This window comes from Micrococcus lacusdianchii, assembly GCF_023155805.1.
Classification (GTDB): domain Bacteria; phylum Actinomycetota; class Actinomycetes; order Actinomycetales; family Micrococcaceae; genus Micrococcus; species Micrococcus lacusdianchii.
The window spans coordinates 162,962-180,522 of record NZ_JAKNUW010000004.1 but is presented as its reverse complement, the minus strand read 5'-3'; the positions used below and the strand labels follow the sequence as shown (position 1 = coordinate 180,522).

Genomic DNA, 17,561 nt, shown 5'->3' with positions numbered 1-17,561 from the left:
ATCTGCGGAGGCGGCCGACGTGCGGGGCGCCGCGGCCCAGGAGGGCGCCGCGGCCGACGCGCTGGCCGCCGGGTGGCTCGCCGCCGCCCGGGACGCGGTGGGGGACGCCGAGGGGACGGTCTCCGCGGCTGCGGCGCGGTCCGCCGTGCAGGACGCGGTCGCCGCCGGGGAGGCCGTGGCCACCGCGCTCGCCCACCGGGCCCGCATCGGCCGGCTGCAGGCGGAGCAGCAGGACACCGCGCGCCGCCGGGAGGCCGTCATGGGGGAGCGGCAGGCCGCCGAGGCCGAGCGCACGGCCCGGGCGGAGGAGGTGACGGCCCTGCGGGAGGAGGTGGAGCAGGGCGCCGTCCGTCTGGGCGCCCAGGACGCGGTGGACCAGGACCTCGCCGAGGCCCGTGCCCGCCACGCCGCCGCGGAGGCGGCCGCCGCCCGCGCCGCGGAGGCGGAGGCCGCACGCACGGCCCACGAGACGGCCGTCGCGGCGGAGCACGCCGCGGCACAGCGGCGGCTCGACCTGCTGCGGGCCCGCTACGAGCAGGCCGCCTCCGAGCTCGCCTCGCGGCTCGAGGCGGGCCGGCCCTGCGCCGTCTGCGGCTCCGTGGAGCACCCGCGCCCGGCGGAGCCCGTGGGGGAGCAGGTCAGCGAGGCCGCGGTCCGGCGCGCGGAGAAGTCGCTCTCGCGAGCCGTCGACGCCGCCACGGCCGCCGCCGCCGAGCTGGCTGCCGCCGAGGGGCGGCGGCACGAAGCGGAGACCGCGGCCGGCGGCCTCGCCCCGGACGAGGCCGCCGCGGCGGTCGCGGCCGCCGAGGCCGCCCGGGAGGAGCTCGTCCGGGCGAGGCGGGGGCTCGCCGCCGTGCGGGGTCGGTTGACCGCCGCGGAGACGGCGCACGAGGCGGCCGTCACGACCCTTGCGGACTTGGCGACCGAGGACGCCCGCCTGGAGGAGCTGACCCTCCAGCGCGCCGAGCGCATCGCGGAGCTCGATGAGGCTGTCGCCGCCGCGGCCGACGGGGCGGAGGAGCTTGAGGTGCGCCGGGACGCGGTCGCCGCCGCGCGAGCCGCGCTCGAGGCGCTCGAGGAGGCCCTGGGCCGACGGTCCTCCGCGGCCGCCCTGGCCGCCCAGGCGGACGAGGCCGTGCAGGCGGCCCTCGAGGAGAAGGCCTTCCCGGACGTGGCGACCGCCCGCGCCGCCCGTCTGACCGAGGTGCGGGCGGCGGCCGCGGACGCCGCGGTGCGGGCGTTCGACCGCGAGGCGTCCGCCCTGGCCGAGCTCGCCGGCACCGAGCTTGTGCGGCAGGGCCGCCGGCTCCGGGAGGAGGGCACCCGGGCGCCCGACGCCGAGCAGACCCGCGCCGCGGAGGCGGCGCTCGAGGCCGCCGAGGCCGAGTCCCGGGAGCGGGGCGCCGTCGTCGGCTCCCGCGCCGCCCTCGTGGCCGCCGTCCGGCGCCAGGGCACCGCACTGGGCGACGTGCTGGACCGCGCCGCGGACCTGATCGTCGAGCACGAGCGGGTGACGGGTCTGCTCGCCCTCGTCCGGGGCTCCGGGGAGAACCGCCTGAAGATGCCGCTGACGAGCTACGTGCTCGCCGGCCGGCTCGAGGAGGTCGCCGCAGCTGCCACGGAACGGCTGCTCCGGATGACCGACGACCGCTACTCGCTGGAGTACGCCGACGACGTCGGAGGGCGCGGCACGAAGGGCCTGGAGCTGGTGGTCCGGGATCACTACGTGGACGAGGTGCGCCACCCTTCGACCCTGTCCGGCGGCGAGACCTTCATGGCCTCCCTGGCCCTGGCCCTCGGCCTCGCCGACACCGTCCAGGCCGAGTCGGGGGGCATCGAGCTGGGCACCCTGTTCGTGGACGAGGGATTCGGGTCCCTGGACTCGCAGACGCTGGACGTGGTCATGGGGGTGGTGGACTCGCTGCGCAGCGGCGGGCGCACCGTCGGCCTCGTGAGCCACGTGGAGCGCATGCGGAACGACATCCCCGTGCGCCTGGCCGTCACCAAGGACCGCCGCGGCTCCACCCTCGCCGTCCACGACGGCGACTGAGTCCCTGGGCGGGGACCGTTCGTGCCGGCCGGCGAGTCGGTTCAGTCGCGGCTCAGGCGGCGGCGCACCGCGGTGCCCGCGCGGGCGATCCGGCCGCGCAGTCCGGACCGGACGGGCCGCGCCACGGCGGACCCGTCACCCGCCGACGGGCCGAGGACGGCGGCCGAGGGGCCGGTCGCGGCGCGCTCGGCCGCGGCCCGCTCCGCCGCCTGGCGCTCGAGCCGCTCCCGCTCAGCGCGGGCGGCCTCCTCGCGTTCAGCCCGAAGGCGGCGCTCGCCCCGGGCCTCGGTGAGCCGGTACAGCACCGGCACGAGCACCAGGGTGAGCACCGTGGAGGAGACCAGGCCGCCCACCACGGCCACGGCCAGCGGCTGGGAGATGAACCCGCCCTGGCCCGTGACGCCCAGGGCCATCGGGAGCATGGCCAGCACGGTGGCCAGCGCGGTCATCACCACGGGGCGCACGCGGTTCAGCGCCCCCAGCTCGATCGCCTCGTCCAGCCCCAGGCCGCGGTGGCGCCGGTACTGGTTGATCAGGTCGATCAGGACGATCGCGTTGGTCACCACGATGCCGACCAGCATGAGCATGCCGATCAGGGTGGCCACGCCCAGCGCGGTGCCGGTGAGCAGCAGCGCCAGCAAGACGCCGGTGGCGGCGAACGGGATGGACACGAGCAGGACGAACGGCTGGCGCAACGAGTTGAACGTCGCCACCATCACCACGTAGACCGCGGCGATCGCGGCCAGCAGCGCCAGGCCGAGGTCGCGGAACGTCTCCGCCTGCTGGGTGGCGGCGCCGCCCACGGTGGCGGTGACGCCCTCCGGCAGCGCCAGGCCCGCGACGACGTCGGACACACGCCCGGCGACCGCGCCCAGGTCGTCCGAGGCCGGGGTCACGGTGACCTCCGCAGTGCGCTCGCCGTTCGAGGAGGTCACCTGCGCGGGCACGTCCTCCTGGCGGACCTCGGCGAGCGTCTCGAGGGCCACGGGGCCGCCGGGGGTCTGCACCGGGACGGCGCGCAGCTGCTCCAGGCTGGCCACGGGGGAGGGATCGCCGAGGCGGACCGTGAACTCCTCGAAGCCGAAGCGCACGTCCCCGATCGGAACGGCCTGCAGGGCTGCGGCCACCTGGCCGGAGACCGCCTCCTCGGTGAGGCCGGCCTCGGCGGCGGCCTGCGTGTCCACGTCCACCTGGTAGGTGGGACGGGTGCGAGCGGCGGCGGTGGAGACCTCACGGGCCCCCTCGACGCCGCGCAGCTGTGCCGCCACGGACTCCGCGGCGGCGTCCAGCGCCTCCGGGTCCGGGGCGGTGACCTGGACGACGACGTCCTGCTCGCCGCTGGGGCCCTGCTGGGCGGAGACCTCCACGGTCCCCACCCGCTCGAGGGCCTCCAGCCGGCCGCGCACATCCTCGCGCAGGGCCTCCTGGTCGGCGTCGGGGTCCGTGGTCACGGTGAACTGGGCCTCGTCCGAGGACTGGCCCCCGAAGCCGCCGAGGAAACCCCCGGAGCTGCCCGCGGTGAACTGCACCGTGTCCACACCCTCGGTGGACAGGAGCACCTCCTCGATCCGCTCAGCGGCCCGCGCGGTGGTCTCGAGGGAGGTGCCGGCGGGCTGCTCGGCGGTCACCACGAACGAGTTCTGCCCGGAGTCCCCGAGCAGGTTGGTCGGGATCAGCGGGATGAGCGCCGCGGTCCCGGCCAGCAGCGCCACGGACGCCGCGAGGGTGGCCACAGCGTGGCGCTGGGTCCAGCGCAGCACCGGGCGGTAGGCGCGGGCCAGCCCGTCGTCGGCCGCGCCCGGCCGGTCGGACTCGCCCTCGGTGCGCTCGGCCGTCCGCGGTGCGCGCAGGAACCACCAGCACAGCACCGGGACGATGGTCAGGGCCACAAGCAGGGAGGCGAGCAGCGCGATCGTGGTGGTCACGGCGAAGGGCCGGAACAGCTCCCCGGCCAGCCCGCCCACGAAGGCGATCGGCAGGAACACCGCCACCGAGACGAGGGTGGAGGCGGTGATGGCCGTGGCCACCTCGCCGGTGCCGGTGAGGATGGCGGTGCGCTTGTCCTCGCCCAGCCCCATGTGGCGGCGGATGTTCTCCACCACCACGATGGAGTCGTCCACCACGCGGCCGATCGAGATGGTCAGGGCGCCCAGGGTGAGCGTGTTGAGGGAGTAGCCGTAGGCCGCGACGCCGATCAGGGCCGTGAGCAGGGACAGCGGAATGGACACCGCGGTCACCAGGGTGGAGCGGGCCGAGAGCAGGAACACCGCGATCACGAGCACCGCCATGCCCAGGCCCAGCAGGCCTTCGACGAAGAGGGTGTCGATGGACTGCTCGATGAACGGGGCCTGGTCGAACACCACGGAGAGGCGGGCGCCGTCCCCGGCGAGCGATTCCAGCTCGGGGAGGATGGCCCGAACGGACTCCGAGACGGCCACGAGGTCCGCGTCCGGGGTGGCGGTCACGCTCAGGGACAGCGTCTCCACGCCGTCGGTGCGCGTCACGGACGTCGGGTCGGCGGTGCCGAGGGAGACCTCGGCCACGTCGCCCAGCCGCTGCGGCGCGCGCGCCCCGGGACCGCCGCCGCCGGCGTCGGCCGGAGCCGCTGAGGCGTCCTCGGCCGGGACCACCGTGACGGCCCGCAGGTCGTCCAGGTCCTCGACGGGAGCGCCCGCCTGGACGGGGTAGGTGACCTCGTCCGCGGTGACCTGGCCGATGGGGAACAGGCCCGCGTTCTCCTCGAGCGCGGTGGTGACGTCCTGCGTGGTGAGGCCCGCGGCGGCCAGGGCCGCCTGGTCCGGGACCACCGAGACGAACTCCTCGGTCCCGCCGATCACCTCGGCGCCGCGCACCCCGTCCACCTTCTGCAGGCGGGGGACCAGCACGTCCTCGGCGCGGCGCCGCAGCTCGTTGAGGTCGGCGTCGCCGGAGAGGGCGAGGAAGACGACGGGGAAGTCGGAGACGGAGCCGGCGAACGACGTCGTCTCGGTCTCCTCCGGCAGCCGCGCCTGGAGGTTGGAGATCACCCGGTCCACCTGGGACCGGGCGCGGGTGAGGTCGGTGCCGTACTCGAACTCGAGCGTCACGCTGTTGAACGAGGACGCGGAGGTGGAGCGGGACGACTCGAGCCCCTCGACCGCCTGCAGGGCGGTCTCGAGGGGCTCGCCGACCTGGGCGTCCACCACCTCCGGGCTCGCGCCCGGGTAGGTGGTGGACACCGAGATCACCGGCAGCTCGAGCGAGGGGATGAGCTCCCGCTTGAGCTGACCGGCGGAGAGGACGCCGAACACCGCGATGAACACGGTGACGAGCGCCACGAGCGCTCGCCGGGACAGGGAGGACCGAGCCAGCGCACCCATGGAGGGCTCAGCCGAGCTGGAGCGCGGCGTCGGTGGAGGCGCGCACGTCCGAGAGCAGCTGGGGATCGTCGTTGAGCGTGCGGCCCAGGGACGGGATGAGCTCCTTCAGGCGGGGCTCCCAGGCGGCGGACTTGGCCGGGAAGCAGCGCTCGAGCAGCGTCACCATGATCGGGGCCGCGGTGGAGGCGCCCGGGGAGGCGCCGAGCAGGCCGGCGATCGAGCCGTCGGCGTGGCTGACGACCTCGGTGCCGAACTGCAGCACGCCGCCGAACTTGCCCTTCTTCTTCATGACCTGCACGCGCTGGCCCGCGGTGATGAGCTCCCACTTCGAGCCGTCCGCGGAGGGGTAGAACTCCTGGAGGGTGTCCACCTTCTTCTCGTTCGACTTCAGCACCTCGGTGATCAGGTACTTGGTCAGGTCCATGTTGTCCTTGGCCACGTTCAGCATGGTGGGCAGGTTGTGCGGGCGCACGGACAGCGGCAGGTCAAGGTAGGAGCCGGACTTGAGGAAGTTCGTGGAGAAGCCGGCGTACGGGCCGAACAGCAGGGAGCGCTTGCCGTTGACGAAGCGGGTGTCCAGGTGCGGCACGGACATGGGCGGGGCGCCCACGGCGGCCTGGCCGTAGACCTTGGCCAGGTGGCGGTCCACCACGGCCTCGTCGGTGCAGCGCAGGAACTGGCCTGAGACGGGGAAGCCGCCGAAGCCCTTGATCTCCGGGATGCCGGAGTTCTGCAGCAGGCCCAGGGCGCCGCCGCCGGCGCCCACGAACACGAAGCGGGCGCGGTCGGTCACGGAGGTGCCGGCCGCCTTGTTCTTCACGGTGACCTCCCAGCGGCCGTCCGTGCCGCGCTCGAGGCCCGTCACCTTGTGGCCGAAGCGCACGTCGGCGCCGCCGGCGGACAGGGCGGTGACCAGCTGGCGGGTCAGGGCGCCGAAGTCCACGTCCGTGCCGGAGGCGACGCGCGAGGCGGCCACGCGCTCGTCGGCGCCGCGGCCGTCCATCAGCAGCGGGGCCCACTCGCCGATCACGGCGTGGTCCTCGGTGTGCTCCATGTCCGCGAACAGCGGCTCGGCGGACATCGCCTCGTAGCGCTTGCGGAGGTACTCGGCGTGGTCGTCCCCGCGCACGAAGGACATGTGGGGCAGGGGGTTGATGAAGCCCTTCGGGTCCTTCAGGACGCCCTCGGACACGAGGGAGGACCAGAACTGGCGGGAGATCCAGAACTGCTCGTTGATGCCCTTGGCCTTGGCGGTGTCCACGCGGCCGTCCTTGCCCATCGGCGAGTAGTTCAGCTCGCACAGGGCCGCGTGGCCGGTGCCCGCGTTGTTCCACGGGTCGGAGGACTCGAGGCCGGCCTGGTCGAGGCTCTCGTACAGGGCGATCGACCAGGTGGGCTCGAGCTTCTGCAGCATGACGCCGAGGGTGGCACTCATGACGCCGCCGCCGATCAGGACGACGTCGTGGGTGGTGGACGAGGGGGTGGGCACGGTCTGCTCCTGGTGCTCGACGGCGAGGACGGTGCACCGGCGGATCCCGTCCGGGCGGGTCTCACACGCCGGTGCCTCGGGGCTCCACTCTACTCCGCGCGTGCGGTGCCCGATGTGCCGGGACGACGTGCGTCCCCGGCCGGGTCGGCGACGCTCAGATCCGCAGATCGATGCGGTCGAAGGGTTCGTCGAGCTGGGGGGAGCTGGGGTACGACCCGACGCGCGGGCCGGTGGCCAGTGCGGAGATGGGGTGCACGAGCGGCAGGGCGGGCAGGTCCAGCAGCAGCGCCCGGTGGGCCCGCCGGTGCAGCTCGCGACGGCGCTCGTCGTCGAGCTCGGAGGCGGCGGCGTCGACGTCCTCGACCACCCGGGGATTCAGGTAGCGGGTCTCGGCGCGGCCCGAGCGGGCGAACGGCTCGAGGAAGGCGTGGGCGTCCCGATACAGGCCGTCCCGGCCGCGCAGGTGGAGCGCGCGCGAGCCGCGCTCGACGACGGCGCGCAGGTAGTCCTGGTCCGGGGGCACGGGCACGGGGCGCACGTGGATCCCGACGACGCCCAGGTCCTCGGCCACCATCGCCGCCACCCGCTCGGGCTCGGGCAGGCAGGGCCAGGCCACGCCGGCGGGGTGCATCAGCTCGAGCGGCTCGCCCTCATAGCCGGCCTGCTCGAGCAGCCGGCCCGCCCGCTCGGGGTTGATCTCGTACCGCGGCGCGTCCTCGACGCCCACGCCCAGCGCCGGCGGGACGAGGCCGTCGGCGATCGCGGTGCCCTGCAGGAACACGTCCGAGCGGGCCAGCCGCGGACGGTCCACCGCGAAGGCCACGGCCTGGCGCAGGTAGAGCGAGGACATCAGCGGGTGGTCCACGTTGAACCCGAGGTACAGCACGGAGAACGGGTCGCGGGGCAGCACCTGCGTGCCCGCCTCGACGAGGGGGCGCAGCTGGCCCGGGGCGACCACGTCGATCACGTCCGCGTGGCCCCGGCGCAGCTCCCGCAGCCGGGTGCTCGCCCGGCCCCACGCCGAGACCGCCGCCACGGGCAGGTCCGGCAGGTCCCGGCGGTGTGCCGGATTGGGCGTCAGCACGGTCGTCTCGCCGGGCACACGCAGTCCCTCGACGACGGCGGCCGCCTCCACGGCGTCAGCGAACCGGTACGCACCGGTGCCGGCGGGGAAGGCGCCGTCCGCGTCGGCGGCCGGCCATGAGGCGGGTGAGGACACCCCGAACTCGGGGGAGCCGAGGGCGGCCGGCAGATGGCGCAGCGGCCGGCTCAGCCGCAGGCGCACCGTGACCTCGTCGACGGCCTCGACAGCGACGAACGCCGTGTCGGGATCCCCGGGGCGGCCGCCGAAGGCGGCGACGAACGGGGAGGGCACGGCACCCCCGTCCTCGATCGCGGCCCACCGCTCCACGTTGGCCACCACGGCGGCGGCGTCGCAGCGGGTGCCGTCGGCGAACCGCAGGCCCTCCTCGAGCGTGAGGGTGTGGGTGAGGGCGTCGGCGGAGAGCGTGTGCTCCGCGAGCTTCAGGGTCGGGGCGCCGGTGTTCGGGTCCACGCCCAGGAGCGGCTCGAGGACCTGACGGCTCACCCGGAAGGTCTCCGAGTCCCATGCGCGGGCCGGATCCCGGGTCAGGACCCGCGCCGGGGCGCCGACCACGAGGGGGCGGGGCGCGGCCGAGGACGCGGCGGCGGGGGAGGCCGTGGCCGGCGGCGGCGCCGGCACGGGGTCCGCAGGGGCCGTGCCGCACGCGGTCGCGCCGGAGCCGAGGCCGGCGAGGCCGAGGGCCAGGAAGGTGCGACGGCTGGCGGCCACGGGGGCTCCTTCCGGGGCGGGGGCGGGCGGGTCCGGCGTGCGGGCGGGGGGACTCGAACCCCCACGTCCGTGGACACTGGAACCTAAATCCAGCGCGTCTGCCAGTTCCGCCACGCCCGCGTGCCCCGGGTGCCGGGGCGAGCTCCGATCCTACCGCCCGCGACTGCGGCACCCGGGGTGGTCAGTCCTCCACGCCGAGGGTCCGGCGCAGCCGTGCCACGTGCCCGGTCGCCTTGACGTTGTACTGCGCGTGCGTGACGCGGCCGTCCGGGCCCACCACGACGGTGGAGCGGACCAGGCCCTCGTACGTCCTCCCGTAGTTCTTCTTCTCGCCCCAGGCGCCGTAGGCCTCGGCCACGGCGTGGTCCTCGTCGGACAGCAGGGGGAACGTCAGGGACTCCTGCTGTGCGAACCGGATGATCTTGCCGATGGGGTCGGGGGAGATCCCGAGGACGCGGTACCCGGCCGCGGTGAGGGCGGACAGGCTGTCCCGGAAGTCGCAGGCCTGGGTGGTGCAGCCGGGCGTGGCGGCCGCCGGGTAGAAGTAGACGACGGTGCTCCTGCCGGCCGAGTCCCGCAGGGACACGGGGCGGCCGTCCTGGTCTTGGAGGGTGAACTCGGGGGCCGTGTCCCCGGGCTGGAGGCGGCGGAGGGCGGGCGAGTCGGTGTTCTCGGTCATGTCCACACGATAGGCCGGGGCGGGCGACGGCGGGGGGACGGGTCTGTGCGGGACCCAGGAGGCGGACCAGGCCCCGCCACCGGAGGGTGACGGGGCCTGCACTGTGCACCCCCCGGGACTTGAACCCGGAACCTGCTGATTAAGAGTCAGATGCTCTGCCAATTGAGCTAGAGGTGCAGGTGCCGCGGTGGCCGTGGGGATTGCTCCTCGGGCCGTTGCAACGAGGTGAGACTTTACATGTCCTCCCCGGGACCGTGCAAATCGGGGTCCGGACGGACCTCGTAGAGACGGTCCAGCTCATCCATGAAGGCCGTCATGAAGCCGTGGAAGTCCGCGGCGTCGCGCGCCTGGTCGAGCTCGGCCGTGCCGTCGTCGGAGGCCGAGCCGACCGGTACCCGCGGGTGGTCGACCACCTCGAACCAGGTGCGGAATCCGGTGACGGTCTCCACCTGGTACCCGGTGCCGGTGTCGGCGACCGTGGCCACGTTGGCCAGGGCCACGCTCACCACGCCGGGCAGGGAGTCGGTGGCCGGGTCTGCGAGCGCGTCCGCGGCGTCCTCCGTCAGGTCGGCGGCCACGGCGTCCACCGGATCCACGGGGCACAGCAGCATCTCCAGCGGGGAGTGGCGGTAGCCGATCACGTGGGGCAGCGAGCCGCCGGAGGGCTGGGCGTAGACCAGGTTGTAGTCGCCGTGGTTGAACACCCGCGCGTCGAACACGCCGCGCAGGCGCCGCTGGAGGGTGGGCGAGTCCATGGCCATGCCTCCAACGTAGTGGCGGGCCCCGGCGGCTGTCAGGGGTGCGCGGCCGCGGTTCGTCACGCTCCGTCGTCCCGGTCCCGGCGCGAGGGCCGGTCATTAGACTGCGCCGCATGCAGACTCCCCCCGCTGACCGCACCGCCCAGGACGCCTCCACAGGACCCGACATCAAGCCGCGCTCGCGCGACGTCACCGACGGGATGGAGCGCACCGCCGCGCGCGGCATGCTGCGCGCCGTGGGCATGGGGGACGAGGACTTCGCCAAGCCGCAGATCGGCATCGCGTCGTCGTGGAACGAGATCACGCCGTGCAACCTCTCCCTGGACCGGCTGGCCCAGGCCTCGAAGGAGGGCGTGCACGCGGCCGGCGGGTTCCCCCTCGAGTTCGGCACGGTGTCCGTCTCGGATGGCATCTCCATGGGGCATGAGGGGATGCACTTCTCCCTCGTCTCCCGCGAGGTGATCGCGGACTCCGTGGAGACCGTGATGATGGCCGAGCGCCTCGACGGCTCGGTCCTGCTGGCCGGCTGCGACAAGTCCCTCCCCGGCATGCTCATGGCCGCCGCCCGCCTGGACCTGGCCTCCGTGTTCGTCTACGCCGGCTCGATCATGCCCGGCGTGGTCCGCCTGACGGACGGCACCGAGAAGCAGGTCACCATCATCGACGCCTTCGAGGCGGTCGGCGCATGCGCCCGCGGGCTGATGTCCGAGGAGGACCTGCTGCGCATCGAGAAGGCGATCGCGCCGGGCGAGGGTGCGTGCGGCGGCATGTACACGGCCAACACGATGGCCTCGATCGGTGAGGCCCTGGGCATGTCCCTGCCCGGCTCGGCCGCCGCCCCCTCGGCCGACCGCCGTCGCGACGCCTTCGCCCGACGCTCCGGCGAGGCTGTCGTGGGCATGCTGCGCCAGGGCATCACGGCGCGGGACATCATGACCAAGCCCGCGTTCGAGAACGCGATCGCGGTGACCATGGCGTTCGGCGGCTCGACCAACGCCGTCCTCCATCTGCTGGCGATCGCCCGCGAGGCCGGGGTGGACCTCCAGCTGTCCGACTTCAACCGCATTGCGGACCGGGTCCCGCACATCGCGGACCTCAAGCCCTTCGGTCAGTACGTGATGACGGACGTGGACCGGGTCGGCGGCGTCCCGGTGGTCATGAAGGCCCTGCTGGACGAGGGCCTGCTCCATGGGGACGCGCTGACGGTCACCGGCAGGACCCTCGCGGAGAACCTGGCGGATCTCCGCCCCGATCCGGTGGACGGCACCGTCATTCGAGCGATGGAGAGGCCTCTGCACCCCAACGGCGGCATCGCGATCCTGCACGGCTCGCTGGCCCCCGAGGGCGCCGTCGTGAAGTCCGCGGGCTTCGACGCCGGCGTCTTCGAGGGCACCGCGCGCGTCTTCGATCGGGAGCGGGCCGCGATGGACGCCCTCGAGGACGGCACCATCCAGGCGGGCGACGTCGTCGTGATCCGCTACGAGGGCCCCAAGGGCGGTCCGGGCATGCGTGAGATGCTGGCGATCACCGGCGCCATCAAGGGGGCGGGCCTGGGCAAGGACGTCCTGCTGATCACGGACGGCCGCTTCTCCGGCGGCACCACGGGACTGTGCATCGGCCACATCGCGCCGGAGGCCGCCGAGGGCGGCCCGATCGGCCTGGTGCAGGACGGCGACCGCATCCGCGTGGACATCGCGGGCCGCACGATGGACCTGCTGGTGGACGAGGCCGAGCTTGCCTCCCGCCGCGCGGCCTGGGAGCCGGTGGCGCCGAAGTTCACCACCGGCGTGCTCGGCAAGTACGCCAAGCTCGTCCACTCGGCCGCCGAGGGCGCCTACCTCGGCTGAGGCGCCCGACGGGACTCCGCGCCCCGGCCGGCGGCGCGGAGTCTCACCATCTGGTGAGTGATCTCACATCATGAGACAGGGTGGGGGCGGGTTGGAGTGCACATCGCCGCGCCGACCATACTGGAGCCACCCCCGAGGATCCGGCGGTCCGCGTTCCCACCTCAGACCGGCCACGCCTGGCGATCCGTCCCTGCGGCAGACGACCCTGCCGGTCCGGACGGATCCCCGGCCACGACGCCGACCGCCCCGCGGCAGGCGGCCCAGCAGCGAACGCAGTGAGGTGCACGATGAGCACGACCCCCCGCGCCACCGCCCCGGCGGCGACCACTGGACGGGACCAGCGCGGCCCCGCCCGCCCCGAGACCGTGGAGCCCTGTGTGCCCGGCCCGCGCGCCGAGGTCCCGCCCACCGTCATGGCCGGCTCCGCGGCCGTCATCCGCTCACTCGAGGAGCTCGGCGTCACCGACGTCTTCGGGCTGCCGGGCGGCGCGATCCTGCCCACCTACGACCCGCTGATGGACTCCGAGCGGATCCGGCACGTCCTCGTGCGCCACGAGCAGGGCGCCGGCCACGCCGCCCAGGGGTACCACCTGGCCACTGGCCGGATCGGTGTGGCGATCGCCACCTCGGGCCCCGGTGCCACGAACCTCGTCACCGCGATCGCGGATGCCCACATGGACTCCCAGGCCGTGGTGTTCATCACGGGCCAGGTGAGCTCCGCCGCGATCGGCTCGGACGCCTTCCAGGAGGCGGACATCGTGGGCATCACGATGCCGATCACGAAGCACTCCCGCCTCGTGACCCGTGCCGAGGACATCCCCTCCGCCCTGGCGGAGGCGTTCCACATCGCCGGCACCGGGCGTCCGGGCCCGGTGCTGGTCGACATCACGAAGGACGCGCAGCAGGCGGAGCTCGAGTTCTCCTGGCCGCCGCGGATCGACCTGCCCGGCTACCGGCCGGTGCTGCGCGGGCACCCCCGCCAGGTGCGCGAGGCCGCCCGGCTCGTCCGCGAAGCCCGGCGCCCGGTGCTGTACGTCGGCGGCGGCGTGGCCCGCGGCGACGCCCACGAGGAGCTCGCCGAGCTGGCCGAGCTGACGGGCGCGCCCGTGGTGACCACGCTCACCGCACGCGGCGTCTTCCCGGACTCGCACCCACAGAACCTGGGCATGCCCGGCATGCACGGCGGGGTGCCGGCCGTGGCTGCGCTGCAGCAGGCCGATCTGCTCATCACCCTCGGCGCCCGCTTCGACGACCGCGTGACCGGCCACCTGGCCTCCTTCGCGCCGGGCGCCAAGGTCATCCACGCGGACATCGATCCCGCCGAGATCTCCAAGAACCGCATCGCCGACGTGCCGATCGTCGGGTCCGTGAAGGAGATCATCCCGGACCTCGTGGCCGAGCTGCGCGTCCAGTCACGGCAGGCCCCCCTGCCCGACCTGTCCGCGTGGTGGTCCACCCTCGACCGGCTGCGGAGCACCTACCCGCTGGGGTTCACTCCCACCGAGGACGGGCTCATGGCCCCCCAGCAGGTGATCTCGCGGATCTCGGCGCTGTCCGGGCCTGAGGCCACCTACGTGTCCGGCGTGGGTCAGCATCAGATGTGGGCCAGCCACTTCGTGGAGTACGAGCGCCCGCGCCAGTGGCTGAACTCCTCGGGCCTGGGCACCATGGGCTTCGCCGTGCCGGCCGCCATGGGCGCGCAGGTGGCCGAGCCGCAGCGGACCGTGTGGGCGATCGACGGCGACGGCTGCTTCCAGATGACCAACCAGGAGCTGGCCACCTGCGTGATCAACGGCATCCCGATCAAGGTGGCCGTGATCAACAACTCCTCCCTCGGGATGGTCCGCCAGTGGCAGACGCTGTTCTACGGGGAGCGGTACTCCAACACGGACCTGGACACCGGCCACGGCTCCCGCCGCGTGCCCGACTTCGTCAAGCTCGCCGACGCGTACGGCGCCGCGGGCCTGCGCTGCGAGCGGGAGGCGGACCTGGACGCCACCATCCAGGAGGCCCTCGCCGTCCGGGACCGGCCCGTCGTCGTCGACTTCGTGGTCTCCCGCGATGCGATGGTGTGGCCCATGGTGCCGGCCGGCGTGAGCAACGACGCCATCCAGATCGCCCGGGACATGACCCCGGACTGGGACCAGGAAGACTGAGGAGGGCCACGATGGAACGCCACACCCTGTCCGTGCTCGTCGAGGACGTGCCCGGCACCCTGACCCGCGTGGCCGGCCTGTTCGCCCGGCGCGCGTTCAACATCCATTCCCTCGCCGTGGGTGTCACCGAGGTGCCCGGCATCTCGCGGATGACCGTGGTGGTCGACGCCGACGCGCACCTGCTCGAGCAGGTCACCAAGCAGCTGAACAAGCTGGTGAACGTCATCAAGGTGGTCGAGCTCGCCGCCGACTCCTCCGTCCAGCGCGACCACCTGCTGGTGAAGGTGCGCGCCGACGCGGCGACGCGCGGCCAGGTGGTCCAGGCCGCGGACCTGTTCCGCGCCCACGTGGTGGACGTCTCCCCGGACTCCCTCACGCTCGAGGCCACCGGCACGCGGGACAAGCTCGCCGCGTTCCTGGAGATGATGGAGCCCTACGGCATCCGCGAGCTCGTCCGCTCCGGCACCCTCGCACTGGCCCGCGGCCCGCGTTCCATGACCGACCGGGCCCTCGCGCGCTGAGCCGCGGGCCCGTCCGACCACCGACCCCGACACGCCAAGGAGAACACCATGTCCGTGAACAAGTTCTACGACGACGACGCCGACCTCTCGATCATCCAGGGCCGCACCGTGGCCGTGATCGGCTACGGCTCCCAGGGCCACGCCCACTCCCTCTCGCTGCGCGACTCCGGCGTGGACGTGCGCATCGGCCTGGCCGAGGGCTCGAAGTCCCGCGCCAAGGCCGAGTCCGAGGGCCTGCGCGTGGTGGACGTCGCCACCGCCGCCGCCGAGGCCGACCTGATCATGATCCTGACCCCGGACCAGGTGCAGGCGCAGGTGTACAAGGAGCACATCGCCCCGAACCTGCAGGAGGGTGACGCCCTGTTCTTCGCGCACGGCTTCAACGTGCGCTTCGGCTACATCGAGGCGCCTGAGGGCGTGGACGTCGCCCTGGTGGCCCCCAAGGGCCCGGGCCATGTGGTGCGCCGGGAGTTCGAGGCCGGCCGCGGCGTGCCCGCGCTGATCGCCGTCGAGCAGGACGCCTCCGGCCAGGCGCACGCCCTCGCCCTGTCCTACGCCAAGGCCGTGGGCGGCACCCGCGCCGGCGTGATCGAGACCACCTTCACGGAGGAGACCGAGTCCGACCTGTTCGGCGAGCAGGCCGTGCTGTGCGGCGGCGCCTCCCAGCTGATCCAGTACGGCTTCGAGACTCTCACCGAGGCCGGCTACCAGCCGGAGATCGCCTACTTCGAGGTGCTCCACGAGCTGAAGCTGATCGTGGACCTCATGGTGGAGGGCGGCATCGCCAAGCAGCGCTGGTCCGTCTCCGACACCGCCGAGTACGGCGACTACGTCTCCGGCCCGCGCGTCATCACCCCCGACGTGAAGGAGAACATGAAGGCCGTGCTCGCGGACATCCAGTCCGGCGCCTTCGCGCAGCGCTTCATGGACGACCAGGCCGCCGGCGCCCCCGAGTTCACGGAGCTGCGCGCGAAGGGCGAGCAGCACCCGATCGAGAAGACCGGCCGCGAGCTGCGCCAGATGTTCGCCTGGCTCAAGGACTCCGACGACGACTACACCGAGGGCACCGCCGCCCGCTGACCCGGACCCCGGTCCCGCCGTCCGCCGCCGCGCGGGGCGCACCGGACCCCGGCGGCGCCGGTCACCCCGCGAGGTGACCGGCGCCGTCGTCGTATTCATACACCTGCATATCCATGCGGCTAGGCTCGGAGCACCGACCTGGCCCCCGCCCCCTCACCGAAGGAAGTGCCGTGAGCGCTGCCCAGCCCGTCGTCCTGATCGCCGAAGAGCTCTCGCCCGCCACCGTCGAGGCCCTGGGCCCCGACTTCGAGATCCGCCACACCGACGGCGCCGACCGGGCCCGCCTGCTGGCCGACCTGCCCGGCGCCTCCGCCGTGCTCGTCCGCTCCGCCACGCAGATGGACGCCGAGGCGATCGCCGCCGCCCCGGACCTGAAGGTGATCGCCCGCGCCGGCGTCGGCCTGGACAACGTGGACGTCCCCGCCGCCACCGAGGCCGGCGTCATGGTGGTCAACGCGCCCACGTCCAACATCATCTCGGCGGCCGAGCTGACCTGCGGCCACATCCTCTCGGCCGCGCGCAACATCGCCCCGGCCAACCGCGCCCTCAAGGCGGGGGAGTGGAAGCGCTCCAAGTACGCCGGTGTGGAGCTGTTCGAGAAGCGTCTCGGCGTGATCGGCCTCGGTCGGATCGGCGCGCTCGTCTCCGAGCGCATGCGGGCCTTCGGCATGGAGATCCTCGCCTACGACCCGTACATCAGCGCGGCCCGCGCCCAGCAGCTCGGCGCCACGCTCGTGGACCTGGACACGCTGCTGGAGCGGGCGGACTTCGTGACGATCCACATGCCCAAGACCCCCGAGACGGTCGGGATGATCTCGGACGCGCAGTTCGCCCGCATGAAGGAGACCGCGTTCATCGTGAACGTGGCCCGTGGCGGCCTGATCGACGAGGACGCCCTCGACCGCGCGCTGGACTCCGGCACCATCGCCGGCGCCGGCGTGGACGTGTTCTCCTCCGAGCCGGCCACGGACCTGCCCTTCTTCCGCCACGACTCCGCGGTGGTGACCCCCCACCTGGGGGCCTCCACCGCGGAGGCCCAGGAAAAGGCCGGCGTGTCCGTGGCCGCGTCCGTGCGCCTGGCCCTGGCCGGCGAGCTCGTGCCGGACGCCGTGAACGTGGCCGGCGGCGTCATCCACGAGGACGTCCGCCCGGGCCTGCCGCTGGCGGAGAAGCTCGGCCGGGTCCTCGCCGCCCTCGTGGGGGAGCAGTCGCTGTCCGCGGTGGAGGTCGAGGTGGCCGGGGAGATCGCGTCCCTCGACGTGTCCGCGCTGCGCCTGGCCGCCCTCAAGGGTGTCTTCACCGACATCGTCTCGGAGCAGGTGTCCTACGTGAACGCCCCGGTGCTGGCGGAGGCCCGCGGCGTGGAGACGCGCCTGACCACCACGTCGCACGCCGAGTCCTACCGGAACACCGTCACGGTCCGGGCGGCCACCGCGCAGGGCGCGCAGGCCTCCGTGACCGGCACCCTGACCGGGCCGAAGCAGGTGCAGAAGCTGGTGGGCGTGGACCGTCACGAGGTGGAGGTCCCGCTGGCCGACCACCTGCTGATCTTCTCCTATGCGGACCGCCCCGGCGTGATCGGCTCCCTCGGCCAGGCCCTGGGGGCCCAGCAGGTGAACATCGCCGGCATGGACGTCTCCCGGGACGAGGACGGCACCGCCCTGGCCGTCCTCACCCTCGACGCCGGGCTGCGTCCGGGCACCGTCGAGGCCCTGGGCGGGGCCATCGGCGCCGCGCGGGCCGCCGAGGTGGACCTGGCCGGCTGACCGGACCGGCGTCCCGCTCCGGGCGGGCGGGACCCGCCCGGAG

11 protein-coding genes and 2 tRNA genes are annotated in these 17,561 nt (G+C 73.9%); 6 read left to right on the top strand and 7 right to left on the bottom strand.

Translation table 11 applies throughout. The features are described from left to right. A partial coding sequence (locus MA879_RS04170) for an SMC family protein (protein ID WP_470365344.1) occupies nucleotides 1-2,050 on the top strand: 2,050 nt, incomplete at its 5' end. 41 nt (nucleotides 2,051-2,091) lie between these two features. Here MA879_RS04170 and MA879_RS04165 read toward each other — a convergent pair. From MA879_RS04165 to MA879_RS04135, 7 genes are all read right to left on the bottom strand, one after another. Then, the gene (locus MA879_RS04165) at nucleotides 2,092-5,409 is read right to left on the bottom strand and encodes an efflux RND transporter permease subunit (RefSeq protein WP_248123744.1); all 3,318 of its coding nucleotides are present in this window, start codon (nucleotides 5,407-5,409) and stop codon (nucleotides 2,092-2,094) included. A gap of 7 nt (nucleotides 5,410-5,416) precedes the next feature. Then, nucleotides 5,417-6,898, bottom strand: a complete 1,482-nt coding sequence (locus MA879_RS04160; RefSeq protein WP_248123742.1) for a malate:quinone oxidoreductase — start codon at nucleotides 6,896-6,898, stop codon at nucleotides 5,417-5,419. Nucleotides 6,899-7,052: 154 nt separating this feature from the next. Then, a complete protein-coding gene (locus MA879_RS04155; RefSeq protein WP_248123740.1) occupies nucleotides 7,053-8,711 on the bottom strand; it encodes an ABC transporter substrate-binding protein in 1,659 nt (552 codons plus the stop codon). Nucleotides 8,712-8,749: 38 nt separating this feature from the next. Beyond that, nucleotides 8,750-8,831, bottom strand: a tRNA-Leu gene (locus MA879_RS04150). A 61-nt stretch (nucleotides 8,832-8,892) separates the two neighbouring features. Beyond that, nucleotides 8,893-9,390, bottom strand: coding sequence for a thioredoxin-dependent thiol peroxidase (gene bcp, locus MA879_RS04145; protein WP_248123739.1), 498 nt, complete (start codon nucleotides 9,388-9,390; stop codon nucleotides 8,893-8,895). A 104-nt stretch (nucleotides 9,391-9,494) separates the two neighbouring features. Next, a tRNA-Lys gene (locus tag MA879_RS04140) sits at nucleotides 9,495-9,567 on the bottom strand. 56 nt (nucleotides 9,568-9,623) lie between these two features. After that, nucleotides 9,624-10,145, bottom strand: coding sequence for a hypothetical protein (locus tag MA879_RS04135; RefSeq protein ID WP_248123737.1), 522 nt, complete (start codon nucleotides 10,143-10,145; stop codon nucleotides 9,624-9,626). Between the two features lie 116 nt (nucleotides 10,146-10,261). On the opposite strand from MA879_RS04135, the gene ilvD reads away from it, so the two are divergent. The 5 genes from ilvD (at nucleotide 10,262) to serA (ending at nucleotide 17,518) form a co-directional block, all read left to right on the top strand. Next, nucleotides 10,262-11,995 (top strand): dihydroxy-acid dehydratase, encoded by a 1,734-nt coding sequence (gene ilvD / locus MA879_RS04130; protein ID WP_248123735.1) that lies wholly within the window; start codon nucleotides 10,262-10,264, stop codon nucleotides 11,993-11,995. 287 nt (nucleotides 11,996-12,282) lie between these two features. Beyond that, on the top strand, nucleotides 12,283-14,151 hold the full coding sequence (locus MA879_RS04125) for an acetolactate synthase large subunit (RefSeq protein WP_248123734.1): 1,869 nt from the start codon (nucleotides 12,283-12,285) through the stop codon (nucleotides 14,149-14,151). An 11-nt stretch (nucleotides 14,152-14,162) separates the two neighbouring features. Next, nucleotides 14,163-14,672, top strand: a complete 510-nt coding sequence (ilvN, locus tag MA879_RS04120) for an acetolactate synthase small subunit (RefSeq protein ID WP_248123733.1) — start codon at nucleotides 14,163-14,165, stop codon at nucleotides 14,670-14,672. A gap of 48 nt (nucleotides 14,673-14,720) precedes the next feature. Further along, nucleotides 14,721-15,752 carry a ketol-acid reductoisomerase gene (gene ilvC / locus MA879_RS04115; RefSeq protein ID WP_248123732.1) on the top strand — a complete coding sequence of 344 codons (1,032 nt, stop codon included), beginning with the start codon at nucleotides 14,721-14,723 and terminating at the stop codon, nucleotides 15,750-15,752. A gap of 170 nt (nucleotides 15,753-15,922) precedes the next feature. Further along, on the top strand, nucleotides 15,923-17,518 hold the full coding sequence (serA, locus tag MA879_RS04110; protein WP_248123731.1) for a phosphoglycerate dehydrogenase: 1,596 nt from the start codon (nucleotides 15,923-15,925) through the stop codon (nucleotides 17,516-17,518). Nucleotides 17,519-17,561: the final 43 nt, after the last annotated feature.